This is a genomic window from Leisingera sp. ANG49, assembly GCF_059694505.1.
The window spans coordinates 760,830-782,190 of sequence record NZ_JCATZN010000001.1 but is presented as its reverse complement, the minus strand read 5'-3'; the positions used below and the strand labels follow the sequence as shown (position 1 = coordinate 782,190).

The 21,361-nt window shown below is 64.7% G+C and carries 20 protein-coding genes; 8 read left to right on the top strand and 12 right to left on the bottom strand.

The window, feature by feature from the left end; all coding sequences use genetic code 11:
- Window positions 1-185: 185 nt before the first annotated feature.
- Window positions 186-659: a rhodanese-like domain-containing protein gene (locus AC58NV_RS03870; RefSeq protein WP_497225955.1), complete on the top strand. Its 474-nt coding sequence runs from the start codon at window positions 186-188 to the stop codon at window positions 657-659.
- Window positions 656-1,501, top strand: coding sequence for a CE1 family esterase (locus tag AC58NV_RS03865; RefSeq protein WP_497225954.1), 846 nt, complete (start codon window positions 656-658; stop codon window positions 1,499-1,501). Before AC58NV_RS03870 ends, AC58NV_RS03865 begins: the two co-directional genes overlap by 4 nt.
- A gap of 233 nt (window positions 1,502-1,734) precedes the next feature.
- Here the strand turns inward: AC58NV_RS03865 and mdoH are convergent, their stop codons facing one another.
- The 10 genes from mdoH to AC58NV_RS03815 form a co-directional block, all read right to left on the bottom strand.
- Entirely contained in the window at window positions 1,735-3,612 is a 1,878-nt protein-coding gene (gene mdoH / locus AC58NV_RS03860) for a glucans biosynthesis glucosyltransferase MdoH (protein WP_497225953.1), read from the bottom strand.
- Entirely contained in the window at window positions 3,609-5,117 is a 1,509-nt protein-coding gene (locus AC58NV_RS03855; RefSeq protein ID WP_497225952.1) for an OpgD/OpgG family glucan biosynthesis protein, read from the bottom strand. Before AC58NV_RS03855 ends, mdoH begins: the two co-directional genes overlap by 4 nt.
- Window positions 5,114-6,376: an OpgC family protein gene (locus AC58NV_RS03850; protein ID WP_497225951.1), complete on the bottom strand. Its 1,263-nt coding sequence runs from the start codon at window positions 6,374-6,376 to the stop codon at window positions 5,114-5,116. Before AC58NV_RS03850 ends, AC58NV_RS03855 begins: the two co-directional genes overlap by 4 nt.
- 25 nt (window positions 6,377-6,401) lie before the next feature.
- Window positions 6,402-7,763, bottom strand: coding sequence for a tetratricopeptide repeat protein (locus AC58NV_RS03845; RefSeq protein WP_497225950.1), 1,362 nt, complete (start codon window positions 7,761-7,763; stop codon window positions 6,402-6,404).
- A 264-nt stretch (window positions 7,764-8,027) separates the two neighbouring features.
- A complete protein-coding gene (locus AC58NV_RS03840; protein ID WP_497225949.1) occupies window positions 8,028-9,227 on the bottom strand; it encodes a CaiB/BaiF CoA transferase family protein in 1,200 nt (399 codons plus the stop codon).
- Window positions 9,214-10,827, bottom strand: a complete 1,614-nt coding sequence (locus AC58NV_RS03835; RefSeq protein WP_497225948.1) for a thiamine pyrophosphate-binding protein — start codon at window positions 10,825-10,827, stop codon at window positions 9,214-9,216. The genes AC58NV_RS03840 and AC58NV_RS03835 overlap by 14 nt, the downstream gene beginning before the upstream one ends.
- A gap of 145 nt (window positions 10,828-10,972) precedes the next feature.
- On the bottom strand, window positions 10,973-11,443 hold the full coding sequence (locus AC58NV_RS03830; protein ID WP_497225947.1) for a DUF302 domain-containing protein: 471 nt from the start codon (window positions 11,441-11,443) through the stop codon (window positions 10,973-10,975).
- Window positions 11,444-11,534: 91 nt separating this feature from the next.
- Window positions 11,535-13,562: a PhoX family protein gene (locus tag AC58NV_RS03825; RefSeq protein ID WP_497225946.1), complete on the bottom strand. Its 2,028-nt coding sequence runs from the start codon at window positions 13,560-13,562 to the stop codon at window positions 11,535-11,537.
- 82 nt (window positions 13,563-13,644) lie between these two features.
- Entirely contained in the window at window positions 13,645-13,983 is a 339-nt protein-coding gene (locus AC58NV_RS03820; protein WP_366661765.1) for an ArsR/SmtB family transcription factor, read from the bottom strand.
- Between the two features lie 247 nt (window positions 13,984-14,230).
- The gene (locus AC58NV_RS03815; RefSeq protein ID WP_366661764.1) at window positions 14,231-15,238 is read right to left on the bottom strand and encodes a GlxA family transcriptional regulator; all 1,008 of its coding nucleotides are present in this window, start codon (window positions 15,236-15,238) and stop codon (window positions 14,231-14,233) included.
- A 252-nt stretch (window positions 15,239-15,490) separates the two neighbouring features.
- Here AC58NV_RS03815 and AC58NV_RS03810 point away from each other — a divergent pair, with 252 nt between their 5' ends.
- From AC58NV_RS03810 to AC58NV_RS03785, 6 genes are all read left to right on the top strand, one after another.
- Window positions 15,491-16,123 carry an ATP-dependent Clp protease proteolytic subunit gene (locus AC58NV_RS03810; RefSeq protein ID WP_497225945.1) on the top strand — a complete coding sequence of 211 codons (633 nt, stop codon included), beginning with the start codon at window positions 15,491-15,493 and terminating at the stop codon, window positions 16,121-16,123.
- 150 nt (window positions 16,124-16,273) lie between these two features.
- Window positions 16,274-17,542 (top strand): ATP-dependent Clp protease ATP-binding subunit ClpX, encoded by a 1,269-nt coding sequence (clpX, locus tag AC58NV_RS03805; RefSeq protein WP_222476178.1) that lies wholly within the window; start codon window positions 16,274-16,276, stop codon window positions 17,540-17,542.
- Window positions 17,543-17,608: 66 nt separating this feature from the next.
- Entirely contained in the window at window positions 17,609-17,974 is a 366-nt protein-coding gene (locus AC58NV_RS03800) for a RidA family protein (protein ID WP_497225944.1), read from the top strand.
- Between the two features lie 134 nt (window positions 17,975-18,108).
- Window positions 18,109-18,495, top strand: coding sequence for an NADH:ubiquinone oxidoreductase subunit NDUFA12 (locus AC58NV_RS03795; RefSeq protein WP_366661761.1), 387 nt, complete (start codon window positions 18,109-18,111; stop codon window positions 18,493-18,495).
- 25 nt (window positions 18,496-18,520) lie between these two features.
- Window positions 18,521-18,976: an outer membrane lipid asymmetry maintenance protein MlaD gene (gene mlaD, locus AC58NV_RS03790; protein WP_366661760.1), complete on the top strand. Its 456-nt coding sequence runs from the start codon at window positions 18,521-18,523 to the stop codon at window positions 18,974-18,976.
- Window positions 18,973-19,335: a DUF2155 domain-containing protein gene (locus tag AC58NV_RS03785; RefSeq protein WP_366661759.1), complete on the top strand. Its 363-nt coding sequence runs from the start codon at window positions 18,973-18,975 to the stop codon at window positions 19,333-19,335. Before mlaD ends, AC58NV_RS03785 begins: the two co-directional genes overlap by 4 nt.
- Here AC58NV_RS03785 and aat read toward each other — a convergent pair.
- Window positions 19,299-19,931 (bottom strand): leucyl/phenylalanyl-tRNA--protein transferase, encoded by a 633-nt coding sequence (gene aat, locus AC58NV_RS03780; RefSeq protein WP_497225943.1) that lies wholly within the window; start codon window positions 19,929-19,931, stop codon window positions 19,299-19,301. The two genes, AC58NV_RS03785 and aat, sit on opposite strands and share 37 nt — an antisense overlap.
- Before the next feature lie 75 nt (window positions 19,932-20,006).
- Window positions 20,007-21,356 carry an acetyl-CoA carboxylase biotin carboxylase subunit gene (accC, locus tag AC58NV_RS03775; protein ID WP_497225942.1) on the bottom strand — a complete coding sequence of 450 codons (1,350 nt, stop codon included), beginning with the start codon at window positions 21,354-21,356 and terminating at the stop codon, window positions 20,007-20,009.
- Window positions 21,357-21,361 lie beyond the last annotated feature (5 nt).

Genomic DNA, 21,361 nt, shown 5'->3' with positions numbered 1-21,361 from the left:
CCCCCGCCGCCCTGATTGCGGCGGTAATGCCGCAGCCAATGGCAGAGTGAATACGCTCGTTACGGGCATAATTGGGCAGCAGACGCGCAATAACAAGAACTTGACCAGCGGATTCGGCCTGTTTCTGGTGATTGGCAGGCCCGGGCCTGCTAGACCGGAGGGGCAAAAGCGGCGGCGGAGGAATGATGGCTGGGGCAGAAGCAGGAAACCCGAAGCTCACGCGGCGTCTGATGCTGCTGGGCGGCGCTGCGGCGGCGGCGGGCTTTGGCTACTGGTGGCAGCGCCGCCAGCCGCCGGACCACGAACACCCGCGGCTGACGGCGGCAGAAGCCTATGCCCAAGCGCGGGCCGGCGAGATCACCCTGGTGGATATCCGCACGCCGCAGGAATGGCGCGCGTCGGGCGTTCCCGTGGGCAGCCATCAGATCGATATGCGGCGCGCGGATTTCATCGAGGCACTGCAGGCGGCGGCCGGGCCGGACCCCTCGGCGCCGGTAGCGCTGATCTGCGCCCGCGGCGTGCGGTCTGCGCGGATGACGCTGGCGCTGGCAGAGGCGGGATATACCAATGTTATCGACGTGCCGGAGGGGATGCTGGGCTCTGCTGCAGGCCCCGGCTGGATCGCGGGTAACCTGCCGGTGGCCCGGTGGAAGGGATGACGCGGCGGCTGAGAAGCGCGGCCGCTGCCGCCGTTCTGGCTTCGGCCTGGGGCACGGCAGCCGTTGCGGGCTGCGGCGGGGCGGAGGGCATCTGCAGAGTGGAGGATGGCGCGTATCGAATTGTCTTGCCGGAACCCTCAGAGGCTGAAACCGCCGTACCGGTGGTGATGTTCCTGCACGGCTACGGCGGCAGCGGCAGCAGCGTGCTGGCCAACCGGTCCCTGGTGGAGGGGCTGACGCAGCGCGGCTATGCGGTGATCGCGCCTGAGGGGTTGCGGCGGGACGGCAGCGGCCCGCAGTCCTGGGGCTTCGGCCCGTTCACGGGAGGCCGCGATGAAGGCGCCTTCTTTTCAGAAGTGCTGGCGGATGCGGCGGAGCGGTTCGGTACCTCGAGGTCGCAAACGGTGCTGGCCGGGTTCTCGGCCGGCGCCTTCATGGTGCATTATCTGGCCTGCCGCGATCCGGCAGGCTTTGCGGCTTACGCGCCGGTCTCGGGCGCTTTCTGGCGGCCGCAGCCGGAGCGCTGCGCCGGGCCGGTGCGGCTGTTGCAAGTGCATGGCTGGCGCGATGAGGTGGTGCCGCTGGAGGGGCGCGTCCTGAGCGGCGGCCGGTTTGAGCAGGGCGATGTCTTTGCCGCGCTGGAGGCCTGGCGGGAGGCCAACGGCTGTGCCTCCCATGCGCCGGACAGGGCGTCGAGCACCAATGGTCTGCTGCGCCGCCGCTGGGACTGCGGGCCGGATGCAGATATTGAGCTGGTGCTGTTTGACGGCGGCCATAAGGTGCCCAAGGGCTGGGCCGGGCTGATGGCAGATTGGTTCGAGGATCAGCCGGCGGTGCGCTGACGCAGCCGCTGCGTCAGATCCGGGCGGCTGGCTCCCGCCCCTTTGGACCGTGAATCAAAGATTTCCGGCAAAACGTTGGGCCGGGCAGCGCGCCCTTGGTGGGCGCGCTGCGGTTGTCTTTGCCGCGGGCCGCGCTGCACGTCAGCGCGGCGCCGGGCCCAAGGCCGCCAGGGGTGGTCCGGCGCAGCCGGGGCATCCTGCGGGCGCGGGAGTGTTCCTCTCCGGTTCCGGGTTTATTCCGCCGGGGTGCCGCGGGCGGAGCTGCCGTCCAGCAGCGCCTTCAGCTCGGCGCGGGCGGCGCGGGCAGCGCGGGTGATCTGGGGTTCGGTGAACTCCTCCCGCGTGGCCATCCAGTGGCGGATGCGGTTCACCGTCTTGACGCCGGACAGCGCCGACAGCGGTACCGCCAGTATCAGCGACAGAGCGATGGGCGCCAGCCACAGCGACACGGTGCCGGTCAGGATGCCAGCCCACAGGGCAACGCCGCTGACAGTTTCCAGCGCGTGGCAGGTGATCAGCGTGCGCAGGGAATAGCTGCCGCCGTCACGCGCCTGGGGCGCCCAGCCGCGCTGCAGGCCGAGGGCGGTGCGGAACACAGCGATCATCTGCTGCACCATCAGGATCGGCGCATAGAGGATGGCCAGCACCACCTCAGAGACGAAGGACAGAGCGAAATGCACCGGGCCGCCGTATTCGGAGAAGCGGCTGCCGGTCAGCGGCAGCGCCGAGGCGGCCAGCATCTTGGGCGCCAGCAGCATGGCGTAGATCAGGATGATCACCAGCACGTGCTTGGGCTCGGACATGTCCGGCCAGCTGGGGCGGAAGGGGTTTGCTTCGCTGAAGTAGCTGATCACCGAGGCTTCCTCGCTGCGGCCGATCACGGCCCAGAGGACCAGAAGCGCAAACCAGACCGGCGCCATCAGGTAGCCGATCGCGCCTGCAAACAGGTGAAAGCGGGAGATTGCGCGGAAGCCCTTGGCGTGCAGCAGGTTGAGGTGCTGCAGGTTGCCCTGGCACCAGCGGCGGTCGCGCAGGATGTGGTCGATCAGGGTGGCGGGCGTTTCCTCGTAGGAGCCGCGGATGCGGGGCAGGAAGCGCACCGACCAGCCGGCCCGGCGCAACAGGCCTGCCTCGACGAAATCATGGCTCATGATCAGCTTCTCGCCGCCGCCGAAGCGCGAGCGCAGCAGCGGCAGGCCGGCGCAGGCGGCAAAAGCGCGGGTGCGGATGATGGCGTTGTGGCCCCAGTAGTTGCCCTCGTGCCCGGCCCAGCGGGCCAGTCCCTCTGCCAGCGCCAGACCGTAGACGCCGTTGGCAAACTGCTGCATGCGGCCAAAGACCGACTGGGCACCGATCAATTGCGGGTAGCTCTGGATCAGGCCGGCGCCTGGGTCGCGTGACAGCGCATCGGCGAGGCGGGCAATGGCGCGGCCGGTCATCAGGCTGTCGGCGTCCAGCACCAGCATCGCCTCGTAGTCCGCACCCCAGCGGCGCACCCAGTCGGAGATATTGCCGACCTTGCGGCCCTCGTTGTCGGCGCGGCGGCGGTAGTAGAGCTCAGTGCCCTCCGGCAGCATGGTGCGCAGCGCCTCGACGCTGGCGCGTTCCTGTTCGGCAATCGCATCGTCGCGGGTGTCCGACAGGATGAACATCGCGTATTCATGCAGGCCGCCGCGGCCGTGAAGCTCCTGCAGCATGGTCTGGGCGTTGCCCAGCACATACCAGGGTACCTCGTTGTAGACCGGCATCAGGAGCGCCACCTTCATCGGGCGGGCAGCGCCGCGGCCTAGGGTCTTTTCGCGGCGCGACAGGCCGTAAAGGCCCAGGAGCACGGTGGAGACGGTGAAGGCGATCCAGAAGAAGTTGAAGGCAATCAGCGCCAGCAAGATCATTTCCAGCACCGAGAAACCGCCGTCGGTGAACCAGCCGCCCATCACCCAGGTGAGGACGCCGGTGGCAGCCATCGCCGGTGAAAAAGCCAGCAGGCGCCACAGCGCCACTTGGCGGGGCGCGGCGTCGCCGGGGGCGGCTGCGTCCCTGAAGTCCTTGCTGAAATCCTGTTCCGGCATCGCCAGGGGCTGTTCCGGGGGCATCAGATCACATGCGTTCATGCGGTCCACCTGTAAAGCCAGACTTCGGAGGCGGGGCTGCCGTCTTTCCTGAGCTGGGCGCGAAGTTCAACGTGATCCTGCTCGCCAGGATCGAAGTAAAAGGCGAGCCGCAGGCCGCCGGTTTCAGGGTTGCGCTGCAGCACGCCCTCGCTGGTCGCCACATGGGGAGAGTGGATGTGCACGTCAAGGGCCTCCGGCCCGTCTTCGAACAGGGGGTGGGCGTCAAAGTCGATGGTGACGATCCGGCCCGGCCCACCGAAGATCCGGGCGCCCTCGGCGGTGTCGATCACCCGCGGCATCGGTAGCACCGGCTCCTCGCCCCAGGTGAGGCGGTAGTTGAGGCTGATCTCAGCTCCGGCGGCGTATGGCTCGCGCGGGCGCCAGTAGGCGACGATGTTGTCGTAGATTTCCTTGTCGGCGGGGATTTCCACCAGGGTCACGGCGCCCTTGCCCCAGTCCTCCTTGGGTTCGACCCACAGGCAGGGGCGGCTGTGGTAGAAGGCCTCGAGGTCGTTGAAATCCGACAATTTACGCGACCGCTGCATCAGGCCGAAACCGCGGGGGTTTTCATCCAGGAAGGACGAAACCTGCAGCCGCGTGGGGTTGGCCAGCGGCCGCCACAGGGTTTCACCATTGCCGTTCAGCACCAGGAGGCCATCGCTGTCGTGCACCGCCGGGCGGAAGTCGTCGAAGCGGTTGCGGTTGGTGGCGTCGAACAGGAACATCGAAGTGAGCGGCGCAAGGCCTGCGTGGCTCAGCTCCTCGCGGGCAAACAGGGTTGCCTCCACATCCATCACCGCGCTGCTGCCAGGGGTAACGGTGAACCGGTAGGCGCCGGTGACAGAGGGGGAATCCATCAGAGCATGCACCACCATATGGCGCTGGCCGGGGGCCGGGGCCTCCAGCCAGAATTCGATGAACTCGGGGAATTCCTCGCCTTCGGGGTCGGCGGTTTTCAGCGCCAAGCCGCGGGCCGACAGGCCGTAGGCGTTGCCGATGCCGATGGCGCGGAAATAGCTAGCGCCCTGGAAGACGCAGAACTCGGTCTTTTTGGTTGGGTCGTCCAGATCGGTGCGCAAACGCAAGCCGGAATAGCCCAGATGACCTTCGGTGGTCAGGTCCGGCGCCTTTTCGTTCTTGTCGAACAGCGACAGATCGAAGGGAACTCGGTTCGCTAGTCCGTCCGTCACGGTATTGATCTGGATGGCGCGCGGGAAATAGAGGCCCGGCAGGAAGAAATCGACGTTGTAGCTGCGGCCGGTGCCGGACCACAGCGCGTCCTTGGTGCGGAACCAGCGCGCCTTGTAGTCGTCGTAGGACTGGTCGAGCCAGTCCTGCGGCACCGTCGGGCGTTCGGCATAATCCTCGGCTGCCAGGGCGCGGGCCTTTTCGACCACCACGTCGCGGGTGAAGGGCATGGCCTCGCTGGCCCAGCCAGGCAGGGCCGCCAGAGCGGTGCTGCCCAATGCGGCAGCCATGAAGGAACGGCGGGTCAAAGTGCTCATCGCTTGGCTCTCCAAGGTTGCGACTTGAACCAGGCTGCGGTGTAAGCGCAGACAATGATTAGGAAAAAGCCAACCAGGTTGGCGAATGCCGTGGTCATAACCGCGCGGTCGGTCTGGTCAAGCGCAAAGCCGATGAACCGGGCCAGCGCCATCGAGAAAACAAACACCGCAAGCGACTGCTGTCCGACCTTGGTGATGAGTTTCAACAGCACCGACCAAGTGCGCGCCGCCAGCGAATGGCCGGAGGCGATGAGCCGCTTGCCGCCTTCGCCTGCCGCCACCCAGCCCAGATAGGCCAGCGACAGGAAGTGAGCATAGCGGAGCAGGCCGAAGTCGGTCTTCTCGCGCCATTCGGCAGTGATCTCCCAGGTGGGGCGGATCAGGCTGGCAAGGTCCTTGTTCGCAGCTTCCACCCACAGGAACACCTTCCAGGAGCCGAATGGGGCCGACAGGATCACGAAGGCGGCTGCCAGAACCACCAGAGCCTTGGAAACCGGCGGTGCAGGCAGCCAGCCTTTCATGAAGGCAAAACCGGTGAAAAACAACAGCTGCCAGCCGAGCGGGTTGAAGAACCATTCGCGGTCTGACCAAGGTTCCGCCATGAAGGAGATGCCGTCCGGGCCGAGGCCGATCATGTAGGGGTTGGCGGTGAGCCAGATTAGGATGCTGGCGGCGGCCACGGTCCACAGACCCGCCTTTTCCAGCCCCATCATCAGCGGCATCAGCAGCAGAACGACCAAGTACATCGGCAGGATGTCAAAGTAGTTCGGCACATAGGTGAGGGTGAACAGCCCGGTCAGCTGCTGCACCGTGTTGGTGAAGAACCAGTGCAGGTTCAATGAGCCGATGTAGCTCTTGTCGAAGCCGCCGTAGAGGTCGAGCAGCGCCATCGAGGCGGCGAGGAAGAAGAATAGGCCGATGTGGGCCCAGTAGACCTGCCAACAGCGGAACACCACGCGGGCGGTGCCGAGCCACCAGCCCTGGCGGGCATAGGAGCTGCCAAAGGCGATGGCCGAGGCCATGCCGGAGCAGAAGACGAAGATTTCGGTTGCGTCCGAAAAGCCGAACCGGGCCGGGATCCAGCTGGCCCAGCGGTTGCCGGGGATATGCGCCACCAGAATGATGAACATCGCGATGCCGCGGTAGAAGTCGAGCCGCGGGTCGCGCACACGCGGCTGTGCCGTCTGCGGCGGCGGAGCTGCGCGGTTGGCAGCACTGGGATCTTTCTGAGGCCCGGGGAAGGGCGCAACGCTGGACATTGGTGGTTTTGGTCCTTGAAGGGTCTTATTCGGCGGGAACGCTTGCGGCGTCGGGGGAGTTCCGGCCTTCGGCGATCAGAGCGCGGCGGGCCAGGGCGTAATTGTCCTCTGTGCCGCCGCGCTTGACGCAGCGGTCATCCAGTATTGCTTCGACTTCGTCAAGCTGTCCTGCACGCAGGCCGGCGTCTATGGTTATCCGTTCGAAAACATCGCGTTGCGCGTGGCTGCCGCCGACGAGCTGCATCGTGGCGCGGGCTGTGGATAAATTAGCGAATGCGACCTTGTAATTACCGTCTCCGAAGGCCTCCAGCCCGTCGGCAGCGGCGCAGCCGGGGGCCGCCATCCGCTCCTTGGCCTCGCTGCCGCCGGCGCTGGCATCGGCGTGAATCCGCTGTACCAGCTTGTGCGCTTCCTCCTTGCGGTGGCCGGTGAGGGCCAGGAGGTAGTGCAAATCGGCGAAAATCAGGCTTCCATCCTCGGTCCGGTTGGCGCAGAGATTCGCCAGTTCCTCCCAGCGGGAGCCCACGTTGACGCCTTCCAGCTCCAGCCGCATCAGCAGCGAGGTGGCGTTTGAGATGTCGCGGTAGTCGTCGGTCTTGTCCTTGCGGACCTCGGTGTCATAGAGCGCAACCGCCTCCTCTATCTGGCCCAGATCGAGGTGCATCAGCGCCTTGTGCCACCAGACGTGGTAACGGAAGTTGTTGCAGTGGGACCAGGCGTTCTCGCGGCCTTCCAGCCATTCCAGCCCTGCCGCTGCATTGCCGGTCATGTCGTGGACGTGGGCAACCGCGTGCAGCCCCCAGGCATCGTCCGGGGCCATCCACAGCGCCTGGCGGCCGGCATTGGCGGCGCGTTCGTATTCGCCGGTTTCCTCCAGCGAGAAGGAGTGGCAGCCCAAGAGGTAGCCGCGGCCCGCGTGGTCCGGATCGTAGGACGGCAGCACCCGCTCGATCGAGGCGCGCATGCCAGCGGGGTCGCCCATGATGAAACGGATGCCGTGGCTGAGCTTCATTGCCAGGGTGTCCTGCGGGAAGACGTCCAGCACCTCTTCCATCCGCTGGATCGCCAAGCTGGGACGGCCGGCCAGCCAGTTTTCCAGTGCATCGACATATTTGCGTTCGCGGGGCAGAGCACCTTCAGATACCGCCTTGGCGTCGCGCAGTGCTTCGCGGGCGGTGGGCAGCAGCTCGGAGCGGCCAAGCATCAGCAGCGACAGCCCCTTGATCGCATGCGCCAGGGCGAACTCCGGTGCCGCTTTCAGCACCGCGCCGAGGTGGTCGGCGGTTGCGGCGGCGTGGGCCAGAACTCCCAGTTGCACGGCGTTCCAATCCTGCAGCGCGGCTGCGTCAGTCAGGCTGCTGTCTTGGCCGAAAATGTCATGCGTCATGGGATTCCAATCTCTTTTCTGAACTGTGCGCGGTTTCCGTGTTCCAGTAATGTAGAGTAGATCATCGGATTGACCCGGGCGAACCCTGCTCGCGGTTTGGTGATGGGCTGTGTGCCTTCAGATGCGGAATTCGCGGGATGTGTAGGATTTCCCGGGAAAATCCTGCAAGAGGCCGCAGCAATTGATTGCAAAAACATCGCCGGTTTGGCGGTGTTTTGCCGGAAACTGTAACACTTGGCGGAATGCTGCCGCGGATTGCGGCGGTCAGGGCTGTCCGAAGGGAGTGCCGGAGCCCAGAATCTCCTCCGTTCCCTCACCGCATCGTGGTGGGGCATGCCGGTAGGTGACTGGCGTGCGCGAGAAATTCAGCGGGTTGCCCAGGAGTTTCACCGGACCTGCCGCGGTCTCCATGCCGATGGCCATTTTCCGTGCTTCGACCTGATCGGTGGAAAACAGGGATTCCAGGTTCTGCACCGGGCCGGCAGGGACCTTGCGGGCCTCCATGGCGGCCAGCACCTCCTCCGTGGCGAACCGCTGCACCGAAGGGATCAGGATCGCATTCAGTGAGTCGCGGTTCTGCAAGCGGGCAGGATTGGTGGCAAAACGGGGATCTTCGGCCAGGCCCTCGAGTTTCAGGAACTCCATAAAGCGGCGGAACTGGCTGTCATTGCCCACTGCCAGGATCACATGGCCGTCCGAGGTTTCATAGACCCCGTAGGGCATGATGCTGGGATGCTCGTTGCCGCGGCGCTTGGGGATCCGGCCGGTGTTCAGATAGGCGACGCCTTCGTTGATCAGCCAGGCGATCTGGGCGTCGACCAGCGCTAGGTCGATCTGCTGACCCTCGCCGGTTCGCTCGCGGTGGTGCAGCGCCGAGAGGATGCCGATACACGCGTACATGCCGCACATCACATCGGCGATGCCGACGCCCGCCTTCATCGGCAGGCCCTCGGGCTCCCCGGTCAGGGACATGATGCCGCCGAACCCCTGTGCCATGATGTCATAGCCGGGTTTGTGGCTATTGGGGCCGGTCTGGCCGTATCCGGAGATCGAGCAGTAGATCAGGCCGGGCAGATCGTCCTTGAGGCTGGCATAGTCGAGCCCGTATTTCGCCAGCCCGCCGGGTTTGAAGTTCTCGATCAGGATATCGGCCTCAGCCGCCAGGCGGCGGATGGCCTGCTGGCCTTCCTCGGATGCGATGTCGATGGCGACGGAGCGCTTGTTGCGGTTGGCGGCCATGAAATAGGCCGACAGATCAGAGCGGTTGCCGTCCGCATCGGTCACATAGGGCGGCCCCCACTGGCGGGTGTCGTCGCCGCCGGTCTTGGGGTTTTCCACCTTGATCACCGTGGCGCCGAGATCGCCCAAGAGCTGGGTGCAGGTCGGGCCTGCCAGGATGCGGGAAAGGTCGAGAACCTTGACGCCCTTGAGGGCGCCGTGGGGGAGAAGATCAGATCCGGCCATCGTAGCCTCCGCGGTCTATCACGGCCGAGATGACAGTGAATGTGTCTGCTGTCAGCGCGTCCTGCAGGGCAGTGCGCAGTTCGGTGCGGTTGGTGACTGTCACGCCGTTGCCGCCGAACGCGCGGCCCATCGCGGCAAAGTCGTGTTCGGCGAAATCCACCCCGCCGTTGGCGAGCTGGCGCTGGCGCTGCTTCAGCTCGATCAGCGCCAGGCTGGCATCGGCAAATACCACGAAGACCGGTGCAACGCCCAGTTCCGCAGCGGTGGAGAGTTCACCGGCGACCATCAGGAAACCGGCATCACCTGAAAAGCTGACCACCGGACGCTCCGGCTGGGCCAGCTTGCGGCCGATTGCCATCGGCACCGCGCAGCCCATGGTGCACAGCGCCGAGGACTGGATCAGCCCGCGCGGCTCGGAACAGCCCCACATCTGGCTGAGCAGGATACGGTGGGCACCGCTGTCGGCGGTGGTGAGCGTCTCCGGCGGCAGGACAGCACGGCATTCGGCGATGACGCCGGCAGGGCCCCAGTCCTCATCCTGCGGGAAGGCCTTTGCCAGCGCGCTTTTGACCGACGCTGGCTGCCCGTTGCTCCAAGTTTCCCGCGGGGCGGTGCCCTGGGAAAGCGCCTCCAGTGTGGGGGCAATTGCGGTCAGGAAGTTCAGGCCCGCCTGATGCATGTAATGGGTATTCGCTTCGGGCGCGATGTCTATGACGTTCTGGGTTTCCACCTCCCAGACATTGCGCCAGCCGGGGCGCATTTCAATCGGGTCATAGCCGATGCAGAGCACCAGATCGGCATCCCGCACCAGCGGCAGCAGGTGCTTGTCCGCCAGCGGCGACAGGCCTGCGCCGCCAAGGCAGAGGGGGTGATCCTCCGGGATGATCCCCTTGGCCTTATAGCTGGTGATGAAGGGGATCTGGTGCTTCTCGACGAATGGACGGATTGCCGCGCCGGCGTTTTCCTGCAGCGCATCGAGGCCAATGACCGCCACCGGGCGTTCGGCTGCCGCCAGCCAGGAACGCGCCTGCGCCAGCGCTTCGCCGCTTGGTGCGCTGTCACTTGCAGGCGCGCGGCGGATGCCGCGGTCCCTGGCCGGCGCGTCTGCGGTGGAGATCGGCACGTCAATATGCACCGGCCCGTTGCGCGGCGCGGTGGCAATGGCAACCGCCTTGTCGGTGATCAGATCCGCGGCGTCTGCGTCCAGCCGGAAGGTTGCCTTGGTGATCGGGGTGAAGACCGCGCGGTGGTCAAGCACCTGGTGGGTGTAGCTCTGCTCCTCTGCCGCATCGACACAGCCGGTGAGCACCAGCATCGGCACCCGGTCCTGATGGGCGTTGGCGACCACATTGATGCCGTTCAGCGCGCCAGGGCCGAGGGTGGCGACCAGGATGACCGCCGCGCCGTCGGCGTGATGCACGCCTTCGCCGATGAAACCGGCGCAATTTTCATGCTTGGCCAGGTGGAAGGCGATGCCGGCCTTGGTGAGCGCATCGACCAGGGTCAGCACCTCACCGCCGGGCATGCCGAAGGCGTGGCGGCAGCCCGCCTCGTAGAGCCGCCGGGCCAGAACATCGGCTGCGCGTGAGGATTCTGTCATCTTGTCCGTCCAGTCCGTTGATTTGCCGCCAGAATGCCGAGGTTGCGTGTATGCGCAAGCCCTCTCACGCCAGTGTGAGAAATGCTGCGGCGGTTATTGGCGCAAACGGGGGGGCGGGTATTTGAAACCCGAAGGGCGCAGAAGGTTATTTCTGTGCCTGTTCTGCAATCAGCGCGAAGCGGCGGTCAAGCTGGCCGGCCAGAGCCGCCAGGCCGGCGCCGCCCTTATCCGAGTAAGGGGCAAAGACATGAGTGGGCAGCTTGTAGGACAGTGTGGCGGTGCCGTCTGCCTCCTCAGTCACATACATGCGCACTGGGGCTTCGATCATCGCTGCGGTCGACAGGGCGAGGATCTTGACTGCGAAGTCGTTGTTGAAGAGGCCGATAACGCGGTTGCCGGGGATGGTGATGCCGCGGGCGGCGGCAGCGCCGGTGGGGCCTGCCTGGGTGACGACGCCCAGGCCTTGATCCTTGGCGGCGGTTTTGACGTCTGCAGTCAGCTGCTCGAAGGACTTGGCGGTCTCATGCACGGCCCAGCCGTCGCGCGGAGCGACACTGCCTGCGGAGGCTGTTGCAGCAGTCAGGACTAAGGCGGCGGTCAGGCGTTTTAAAAACATGAAGCTCTCCAGGGCGTCAGTGCCAACACTAAAACTAAAAGCGTTGCAGGGCTTGCGGGGCTCACAATTGCGTGCGGAGTGCCGCTGCGGCTCAGACCGCAATCCTGCCGCCGCCCTTTTTGGTCACAACGACCACCGAGGGACGCGGCGGCATGGCTGGGTCGAAATCCGGCCAGCGTGTCGCCGGATCCTCGAAGGTGGACTCGCGTTCGAACCCTTTGAGGCTTCTGGTGCCGTCGGTCCCTGGGTGCTGTACCGCCAGGAACAGCGTTTCAGTGTCCGGGGTGAAATACGGGCCGCAGAGCTCTGCCCCGACCGGGCAGCGGAAGAAGAGCTTAGAGTGGCCGCGAAGGCTGCCTTCGGTCTCCAGCCCGTAGAGCCCGTCCGACTTGCCTGTTTTGTCCCACTTGCGGCCCTGGTCGGTGGCGACCCAGAGGCGGCCCTCGGCGTCAATAGTGCAGTTGTCCGGGGAGCCGAACCAGCCGTTTTCCGAAGTCTCCGGGTTCCACTGGGCGCCCACGGCGGCAATTGCGGGGTTTCCGCATTGCACCAGGATAGACCAGCTGCCGCGGGTTGCGGCGTGGTCGCCGCCGTCTTCCATAATCTCGATGATATGGCCGAAATCAGACTCCGGGCGCGGGTTGGCAGCATCGGTCTGGCCAGGTTTGCGTTTGGAGTTGCTGGTGAGCATCACAAAGGCGGTGCCGTCGCCGCGGGGCGAGACGTCTTCGGGGCGGTCCATTGGCGTGGCCCCCAGCGCGTCCGCGGCGAGGCGGGCGTCAATCAGCACGTCTGCCTGGCTGGTAAAGCCATTCTCAGCCGTCAGCGGACCGTGGCCATGCACCAGCGGCAGCCAGTGCAGCGAACCGTCCGGGTCAAAGCGGGCGGCGTAGAGGGTGCCGTCGCTCAGCAGGCGGGAGTTGGCAGCGCGGTCCTGAGACACCACGCCTTCGGAGACGTATTTGTAGAGATATTCGAACCGGGAATCGTCGCCCATGTAAATCACGAGGCGGCCGTCCGGGGACACGGTGGTTTCTGCCCCCTCATGCGCAAATCGGCCGAGGGCGGTGTGCTTCACCGGGGTGGACTGCGGGTCCAGCGGATCAACCTCAACAACCCAGCCGAAGCGGTTCACTTCATTGGGGTCTTTGCTGATATCAAAGCGGTCGTGGTATCTGCCCCAAGCGTACCACATGGCAGGCACGTTGTAGCGGGCCATCTGCGCGGCCTCCGGCTGGGCTGAGAGATCCGGCTCGCCTTCGGCGTCCAGCTGGTCGGTCCAGAAGTAGCCGTGGAAGTTTTCCTCTGCCATCAGCCAGGTGCCCCAGGGGGTCATGCCGCCGGCGCAGTTGTTCAGGGTGCCGATGACCTCGCGCCCGGTTGGATCGGCGCCCGTCTGCATCCGCGGATGGCCGACGGCGGGGCCGCCGATCGTCATCACCGTGTTCAGCGGCGAGATGCGGCGGTTCATCGCGCCATCCCGCACCGCCATCCATTTGCCGTCTGCGCCGCGGGTGATCTCCACCACCGAGCCGCCGTGGGCAGCCATTTCGATCTCGGCCAGCTCCCTGGTCATGCCGGTAAACTCCGCCTTGTCCTGGCGGCCGAGGCCGGGGAACATCACCTCTTCGTTGGTGTATTCGTGGCTGACGCACAGCAGGCCGCGGGTGCCTTCGGCGTTCAGCGGCAGGAAGCCGATATAGTCGTTGTTGTAGCCGAATTGCTGAAGCTGGGCTTCGGCGCTCTGGTTCATCACGTCGAACTCCGGCGCATCTGCAGTGATCGGGTCGCCCCAGCGCAGCAGGATGTCCGCGTCATAGCCCGCGGCGACATGGTGGGTTTCGTCAATTCCCCAGGCCAGCTCGTCAAAGGCATAGCGGCTCTGGGAACCGGAGACCGCCGCATTTGCCGGGGGCGGCACGGCGAGGGCGCCGAACAGGGCAGCGGTGGCGGAGGTGCCAAGCATTCCCGTCAGCACCTCGCGGCGGCCATAGCGGGCGGAAATCACGTCGCCGATGGTGCGGTGAAGGTCCGGGTTGGCCGGAAAATCGTCAGCGGCTTCAAAGGCCTCTGCCTTGTTGCCGGTCTGCGCAGCGTTGATGATCTGCCTGCGGTTCATTGCTGCTCTCCCATAGGTCCGCAGCCTTGATGCGGAAAAGGCGGTTTTTCCGGAAGGCCGGGTTTTCCGCAGCTCCGGGACATCAATCGCCGTCGTTGCAGAAAAGCTCGTAAACCACTTCCAGCACCCGGCGGGGCTTGTCATCCGCCAGGCGGTAGTAGATCGCCTTGCCGTCGCGGCGCGGAATGACCAGCCCTTCCAGGCGCAGGCGCGACAGCTGCTGGGAAACGGCGGCCTGGCGGGCTGACAGCAGTTCTTCCAGTTCCGTCACGGATTTCTCGCCTGAGACCAGATGGCACAGGATCATCAGCCTCCCCTGATGGCTGATGGCCTTGAGGAAGTTGGAGGCTTTGGTCGCGTTGGCAACCATCTTGTCCTTCTCTTCAGGATCCATGTCAGCTGAAAATTCGGGTAGTGGCATCTTACGTCTCCAGGCGGCACCGGGGCGCCTTACTCCTTCTTTGAAATCCGAGCAGGCAGTGATTTTGCGTAATCCGTGCGTATTATCAACATAATATGTATGAGCGCTTAGCAGAACTGAGCGGAACGGCCAAAGCAAAAGTTCGTTTACGGCCGTTGGGGCGGGCGCTCTTTGCGTTCAGGCCCTGATAGGCCAGAACGTGCTGCGGAGCATTTCCAGGTTGCGCCCCGCCGCTGACGGCAGGCCGTCAGCTCCAGCCCTTGCGGAAGAAATGCGGGCTGGCGCCGAACTTGCGCTTGAACTGGCGCGAGAAGTGGGTGGCCGAGTTGAAGCCGGAGGCCAGCGCGATTTCGGTGACGCTCATCGAGGTTTCGTTCATCAGCGCGAATGCATGGCTCAGCCGCATGTCGAAATAGACGTGCATCGGGCTCTGGTTCAAGTAGCGCGAGAACAGCCGCTCCAGCTGGCGGCGGGAGATGTCGAGCCGGTCGCAGAGGTCGCCGATCGACAGCGGTTCCTCAATCGATTCCTGCATCAGCTGCAGCGCATTCAGCAGGCGCTGGTTGCGGCTGCCGATGGCCACCGCATAGTTCGATTTCTGCGGCGCCGCCTGACCGCCGGAGCGCACGTGCAGACACATGTCGGCGACAATGATCGCCAGCTGCTTGCCGTGGCGCTCCTCGATCAGATGCAGCATCATGTCGGTTGCGGCATTGCCGCCGCCGCAGGTCATCAAGGGCCCCGAAATTTCAAAGATGTTGGGAGAGGGCTCCAGATTCGGATAGCTCTCCAGGAAGCCCGGCTGGTTTTCCCAGTGCAGGGTGAACTTGTGGTTCTTGATGAGGCCGGCCTGGGCCAAGGCAAAGGCGCCGGTGCAGATGCCGCCGATGGAACGGCCAAAGCGGCTTTCGCGGCGCAGCCAGTTCAGAGTGATTTCGCTGGCGGCGGCATGCGGTTCCACCCCGGCGCAGACAAAACCCAGCGAATCCGAGGGCAGCGGCTGCAATTGGGTGTCCGGGGTCACCACCATGCCGTTGGAGCAGCGCACCGGCTGCCCGTCCTCTGTCATGATGTACCAGCGGTAGAGCCGGGTGCCGGTCACCTGGTTGGCGATGCGCAGAGGCTCGATGGCGGCAGCCACCGGCAGCATCGTCGCCTTGGGCAGCAGCAGGAAATAGAAATCCTGCGGCTCGCCCTCGAACGGGATGGCGAGATTGGCGGCGGCGCCTTTCTGAACGAAGCTGTCGTCGGACATGACGGGACCCCAGCGCAGCGCCCGGGAAACACCACCGGGCGGAATTCGGACTTGATTTCGCTTCCTAAGGCGCTGGTGCGGCCTTCAGCCCGAGAATAGCGACAGCGTTCCAGCGGATTGCGACACCGGATACAGGTTTGCGTCATCGCGAAAATGCCTGCCGCCTCTTGCAGGTCAAAAGGGGCGATACTAAGACTCAGGTAACACACTGTCGGGTATGGTGCCGGACATAAACAACGCAGGCAGGTCGAAATGATTGATCCCAGAGAAACATACATGAACACCCTGGTCCCGATGGTGGTTGAGCAGACCAGCCGGGGCGAGCGGGCCTATGACATCTTTTCCCGCCTTCTGAAGGAGCGGATCATCTTTGTGAACGGCCCCGTTCACGACGGCATGAGCTCGCTGATCGTGGCCCAGCTGCTGCATCTTGAGGCGGATAACCCGTCCAAGGAAATCTCGATGTACATCAACAGCCCCGGCGGCGTGGTGACCTCCGGCCTGTCGATCTATGACACCATGCAGTACATCAAGCCCAAAGTCTCGACCCTGGTGATCGGCCAGGCGGCCTCGATGGGCTCGCTGCTGCTGACCGCGGGTGAAAAGGGCATGCGCTTCTCGCTGCCGAACAGCCGCGTGATGGTGCACCAGCCCTCCGGCGGCTTCCAGGGCCAGGCGACCGACATCATGATCCACGCCGAGGAAACCCTGAAGCTGAAGAAGCGCCTGAACGAGATCTACGTCAAGCACACCGGCCAGGACTATGACAACATCGTCAACGCACTGGAGCGCGACAACTTCATGTCGCCGGAAGAGGCCAAGGACTTCGGCCTGATCGACGAGATCGTCGAGAACCGCGCCAAGGGCGACGACGAGCAGGCCTGACGCCTGCGCTTGTGAACAGCCGTGTGCCCCGGCGTTTCAGATGGGGCGCACTTTCACATTGTGGCGGCCTAAGCACTGGCTTAAGCTGACCAAAAGATGAATTGCCCCGCGGCGCGGGCGCAGCGGACCGGGCGGACTGAAAGGTAGACCATGGCGACGAATTCAGGCGGCGACAGCAAGAACACCCTCTATTGCAGTTTCTGCGGCAAGAGCCAGCATGAAGTGCGCAAGCTGATCGCAGGCCCCACCGTATTCATTTGCGATGAATGCGTTGAACTGTGCATGGATATCATCCGTGAAGAGACCAAGGCCTCCGGGCTGAAGGCCACCGACGGCGTGCCGACGCCTAAGGACATCTGCCAGGTGCTGGATGACTATGTGATCGGCCAAGCCACCGCCAAGCGTGTGCTGTCGGTTGCGGTGCATAACCACTACAAGCGTCTGAACCACGCCCAGAAGGCGGGATCGGACATCGAACTGGCGAAATCCAACATCCTGCTGATCGGCCCCACCGGCTGCGGCAAGACGCTGCTGGCGCAGACGCTGGCGCGGATCCTGGATGTGCCCTTCACCATGGCCGACGCGACCACCCTCACTGAGGCCGGTTACGTGGGCGAGGATGTCGAGAACATCATCCTGAAGCTGCTGCAGGCGTCCGAATACAACGTCGAACGCGCGCAGCGCGGCATCGTCTATATCGACGAGGTCGACAAGATCACCCGCAAGTCGGAAAACCCCTCAATCACCCGCGACGTGTCGGGCGAGGGCGTGCAGCAGGCACTGCTGAAGCTGATGGAAGGCACTGTGGCGAGCGTGCCGCCGCAGGGCGGGCGCAAGCATCCGCAGCAGGAATTCCTGCAGGTGGACACCACCAACATCCTGTTCATCTGCGGCGGCGCCTTTGCCGGCCTCGACAAGATCATCGCGCAGCGCGGCAAGGGCTCGGCGATGGGCTTTGGCGCCGATGTGCGCGACAATGACGAGCGCGGCGTCGGCGAGATCTTCAAGGACCTTGAGCCGGAAGACCTGCTGAAGTTCGGCCTGATCCCGGAATTCGTCGGCCGTCTGCCGGTTCTGGCGACGCTGGAAGATCTGGATGAGGACGCGCTGGTCACCATCCTGACCATGCCGAAGAACGCCCTGGTCAAGCAGTACCAGCGCCTGTTCGAGCTGGAAGACACCGAGCTGGACTTCACCGAGGAGGCGCTGAGCGCGATTGCCAAGAAGGCGATCGAACGCAAGACCGGCGCCCGCGGCCTGCGCTCGATCATGGAGGATATCCTGCTGGATACCATGTTCGACCTGCCGGGAATGGACAGCGTGACCAAGGTGGTCGTCAATGAGGAGGCGGTGACCTCTGACGCGCAGCCGCTGATGATCCACGCGGATGCCGAGAAGGAGCCGGCGTCAGCAGGCTGAACGGCAAAAAGCCAGTATCATGCGGCGCGGAATTTTCCGCGCCGCTTTCATGTTGAGGAGAGAAACATGATCAAGCGGATTTCTTCGGGCGGAGAGTTCGAGGCCAAGATCGGCTACTGCCGCGCCGTGGTTGCGGGCGGGTTCGTGCATGTGGCGGGCACCGTCGGCCAGGGTGACGACGTGGTCGCCCAGTGCAAATCGGCGCTGGAGACCATCGGTGCGGCGCTGGAGAAGGCGGGCGCCAGCTTTGCCGATGCGGTGCGGGTGAACTACTACCTGCCGGACGCCACCGAGTTCGAACCCTGCTGGCCGGTTCTGGCCGAAACCTTCGGCGCCAACCCGCCGGCGGCCACCATGGTGGAGTGCAATCTGATCGATCCCAAGTTCCGGATCGAGATCGAACTGACCGCACTGGCGCCGGCTGATAGCTGATCCGGCGGGCGGCACATCAGCCGCTGAGGCAAATCTGCCAAATCCCGCCAAGTCACAGGCCGTCCTGGGTGCAAGCCACTGGACCTTGGCGGGAAATTGGGCCATATCGAAGTCGGAAAAATCCGGAGGCACCCATGGGAATCCTGAACACTCTTCTGCGCGCTGTGACCTGGTGGAACGGCTCCACCCTGAACACCGCGATTTTCACCGCCCGCAAGGGGATCAAGGTGGGCGAGGATGATCAGGGGAATGTCTTCTACCGCAACGCGGATGACAGCAAGCGCTGGGTGATGTTCAACGGCGAGGCGGAAGCCTCCCGCGTGAGCCCGGACTGGCACGGCTGGCTGCACCGCACCTTTGACGAGGTGCCAAGCGAGAAGCCGCTGAAGCACAAGGCCTGGGAGAAGCCGCATCAGGAAAACCTGACCGGCACCATGATGGCCTATGCGCCGGCGGGCTCGATCCGCGCGGGCGGCGAGCCGAAAGAGCGCCGCGATTACGAGGCCTGGGTGCCCGAGTAAACACATCTGCCAAAAGGCTGATTTCATGTCTCATAATCCTACTGAAGTTTTTGCTGGCGGCATCGTGCTGGCGGCGGCCATCGGCTTTGCCGTTTATGCGGGGCAGGCGGCCGGCCTGTCGCGTGCCGGCTCCACCTATGATCTGAATGCTTCTTTCCGCTCGCTGGAAGGCGTCAGCGTCGGCACCGACGTGCGGCTGGCGGGTGTGAAGATCGGCACCGTCACAGGCGTGGGGCTGAACCCGGAAACCTTCCGCGCCGATACCGTGTTCTCGGTCAAGGAAGGCATAGAGATTCCCGACGACAGCGCGGTGATCATTTCTTCCGAGGGTCTGCTGGGCGGCAATTTCGTCGAGATCATGCCGGGCGGTTCGCCCTTTGCCTTTGAGGCCGGCGATGAGATCGAAGACACCCAGGGCGCGGTCAGCCTGATTTCGCTGCTGGTGAAATTCGTGGCCGGCGGCGGCGAGGAAGAATCGTGAAGCGGCTGGCGGCGGCACTGACGGCCGCCTTGCTGGCGCTGCCCGCCTCGGCGCAAGAGCAGGCCACCCAGGGGACGGCAGCGGTGCTGCGGGCGTTGGACAAGGTCAACGGGCATTCCCTGGACGCCGAGATCGCAATTGGCGGCAGCGCAGAGATGTTCGGCCTGCTGGTGACCGTGCGGGACTGCCGCTATCCGGCGGACAACCCGACCGGTGACGCCTTTGCCTATCTGTCAGTGCAGGACCCCAAGAACGGGGCGGAGCATTTCCAGGGCTGGATGATTGCCTCCAGCCCGGCGCTGAATGCGTTGGACCACAACCGTTACGACGTCTGGGTCATCCGCTGCAAAAGCAGCTGAGGCGCAGGGACGGCCGGCGCTGAGAATTCCGCATCCTTGTCCAAGGCCTCGCGCAAGAGCGCGCGGTAGCGCGCGCGGGTGACCTCGACCCCGCCGAGGGACGCCAGGTGCGGGGTCAGGAACTGCGTGTCGCACAGGGTGAAGCCCGCCTGCACCAGCCGGTCGGTCAGGTAGGCCAGAGCCACCTTGGAGGCGTCGCGGCGGCGGGAGAACATGCTTTCGCCAAAGAAAGCGCCGCCCAGTGTAACGCCATAGGTGCCGCCTGCCAGCTCGCCCTGATGCCAGACTTCCAGCGAGTGGGCGTTGCCCATCATATGCAAATCCAGGTAGCGGTCGCGGATTTCGCTGTTGATCCAGGTTTCGGCCCGGTCCGCACAGCCATCCACCACGCCCGCGAAATCCCGGTCCACGGTGATCCCGAAGCCGCCGTTGCGGATGCGCTTGGCCAGGGACCGGGAGATGCGGAAGCCGTCGAGCGGCAGAATCCCGCGCCGCTTGGGGTCTACCCAGAACACTTCGGGGTCGTCGCGGTGTTCGGCCATCGGGAAAACACCGGCGGAATAGGCGTGCAGCAAAAGATCGGCAGTCAGGCTCATGGTGCCGCCAGTATAAAGGGAAAATGCAGGGAAAAGTAAAACGGGGCGCAACCGGATGGTGCGCCCCGCAGGATTTTATCCCGGTGTGTTTTCTTCCAGCCAGCGTTCCAGCCAGTGGATGCCGTAGTCACCGGTGTGGATGTCCTGTTCCTGCAGCAGCGCGTGGAACAGCGGCACGGTGGTGTCGATGCCGTCGATGATCAGCTCGCCCAAGGCGCGGTTCAGGCGCGCCAGCGCTTCGGTCCGGTCGCGGCCGTGCACGATCAGCTTGCCGATCAGCGAGTCGTAGTAGGGCGGGATCGAGTAGCCGTCATAGAGCGCCGAATCCATCCGGACACCCAGGCCGCCGGGGGCGTGGTACTGGGTGATCTTGCCTGGGCAGGGCGAGAAGTTCGGCAGTTTCTCGGCGTTGATCCGCACCTCGATGGCGTGGCCGTTGATCTCCAGGTCTTCCTGGGTGAACGACATCGGCAGGCCTTCGGCCACCCGGATCTGCTCGCGCACCAGGTCGACGCCGAAGATGGCCTCGGTCACCGGGTGCTCCACCTGCAGGCGGGTGTTCATCTCGATGAAGTAGAACTCGCCGTCTTCATAGAGGAACTCGACGGTGCCGGCGCCGGCATAGCCCATCTTGCCGACAGCGTCGGCGCAGATCTTGCCGATGCGCGCGCGCTCTTCCGGGGTGATGCAGGGGCCGGGGGCTTCCTCGAACACCTTCTGGTGGCGGCGCTGCAGGGAGCAGTCGCGCTCGGCCAGGTGGATGCCGGTGCCCTTGCCGTCGCCAAAGACCTGAACTTCGATGTGACGCGGCTTCTGGAGGTATTTCTCCATGTAGACTTCGTCATTGCCGAAGGCGGCCTTGGCCTCGGAGCGGGCGGTGGAGAAGGCCGAGACCAGCTCTTTCTCGTCCTTGGCCACCTTCATGCCGCGGCCGCCGCCGCCGGCGGTGGCTTTGATGATCACCGGGTAGCCCATGTCCGCAGCGGCCTTCTTGGCTGCCGCGATGTCGGGCACGCCGCCGTCGGAGCCGGGCACCACCGGGATGCCGAGGTTCTTGGCGGTTTCCTTGGCGGTGATCTTGTCGCCCATGATGCGGATATGCGCCGCCGATGGGCCGATGAAAGTCAGGCCGTGGTCTTCGATGATCTGCACGAAGTTGGCGTTTTCGGACAGGAAGCCGTAGCCCGGGTGGATCGCCTGGGCACCGGTGATCTCGCAGGCGGAGATGATGGCCGGGATCGACAGGTAGCTTTGGGCGCCCGACGGCGGGCCGATGCAGACCGATTCATCGGCCATGCGGACGTGCATCGCGTCGGCATCAGCGGTGGAGTGCACCGCGACGGACTTGATGCCCATCTCGCGGCAGGCGCGGATCACGCGCAGGGCGATCTCGCCGCGGTTGGCAATCAGGATCTTGTCAAACATGGCAG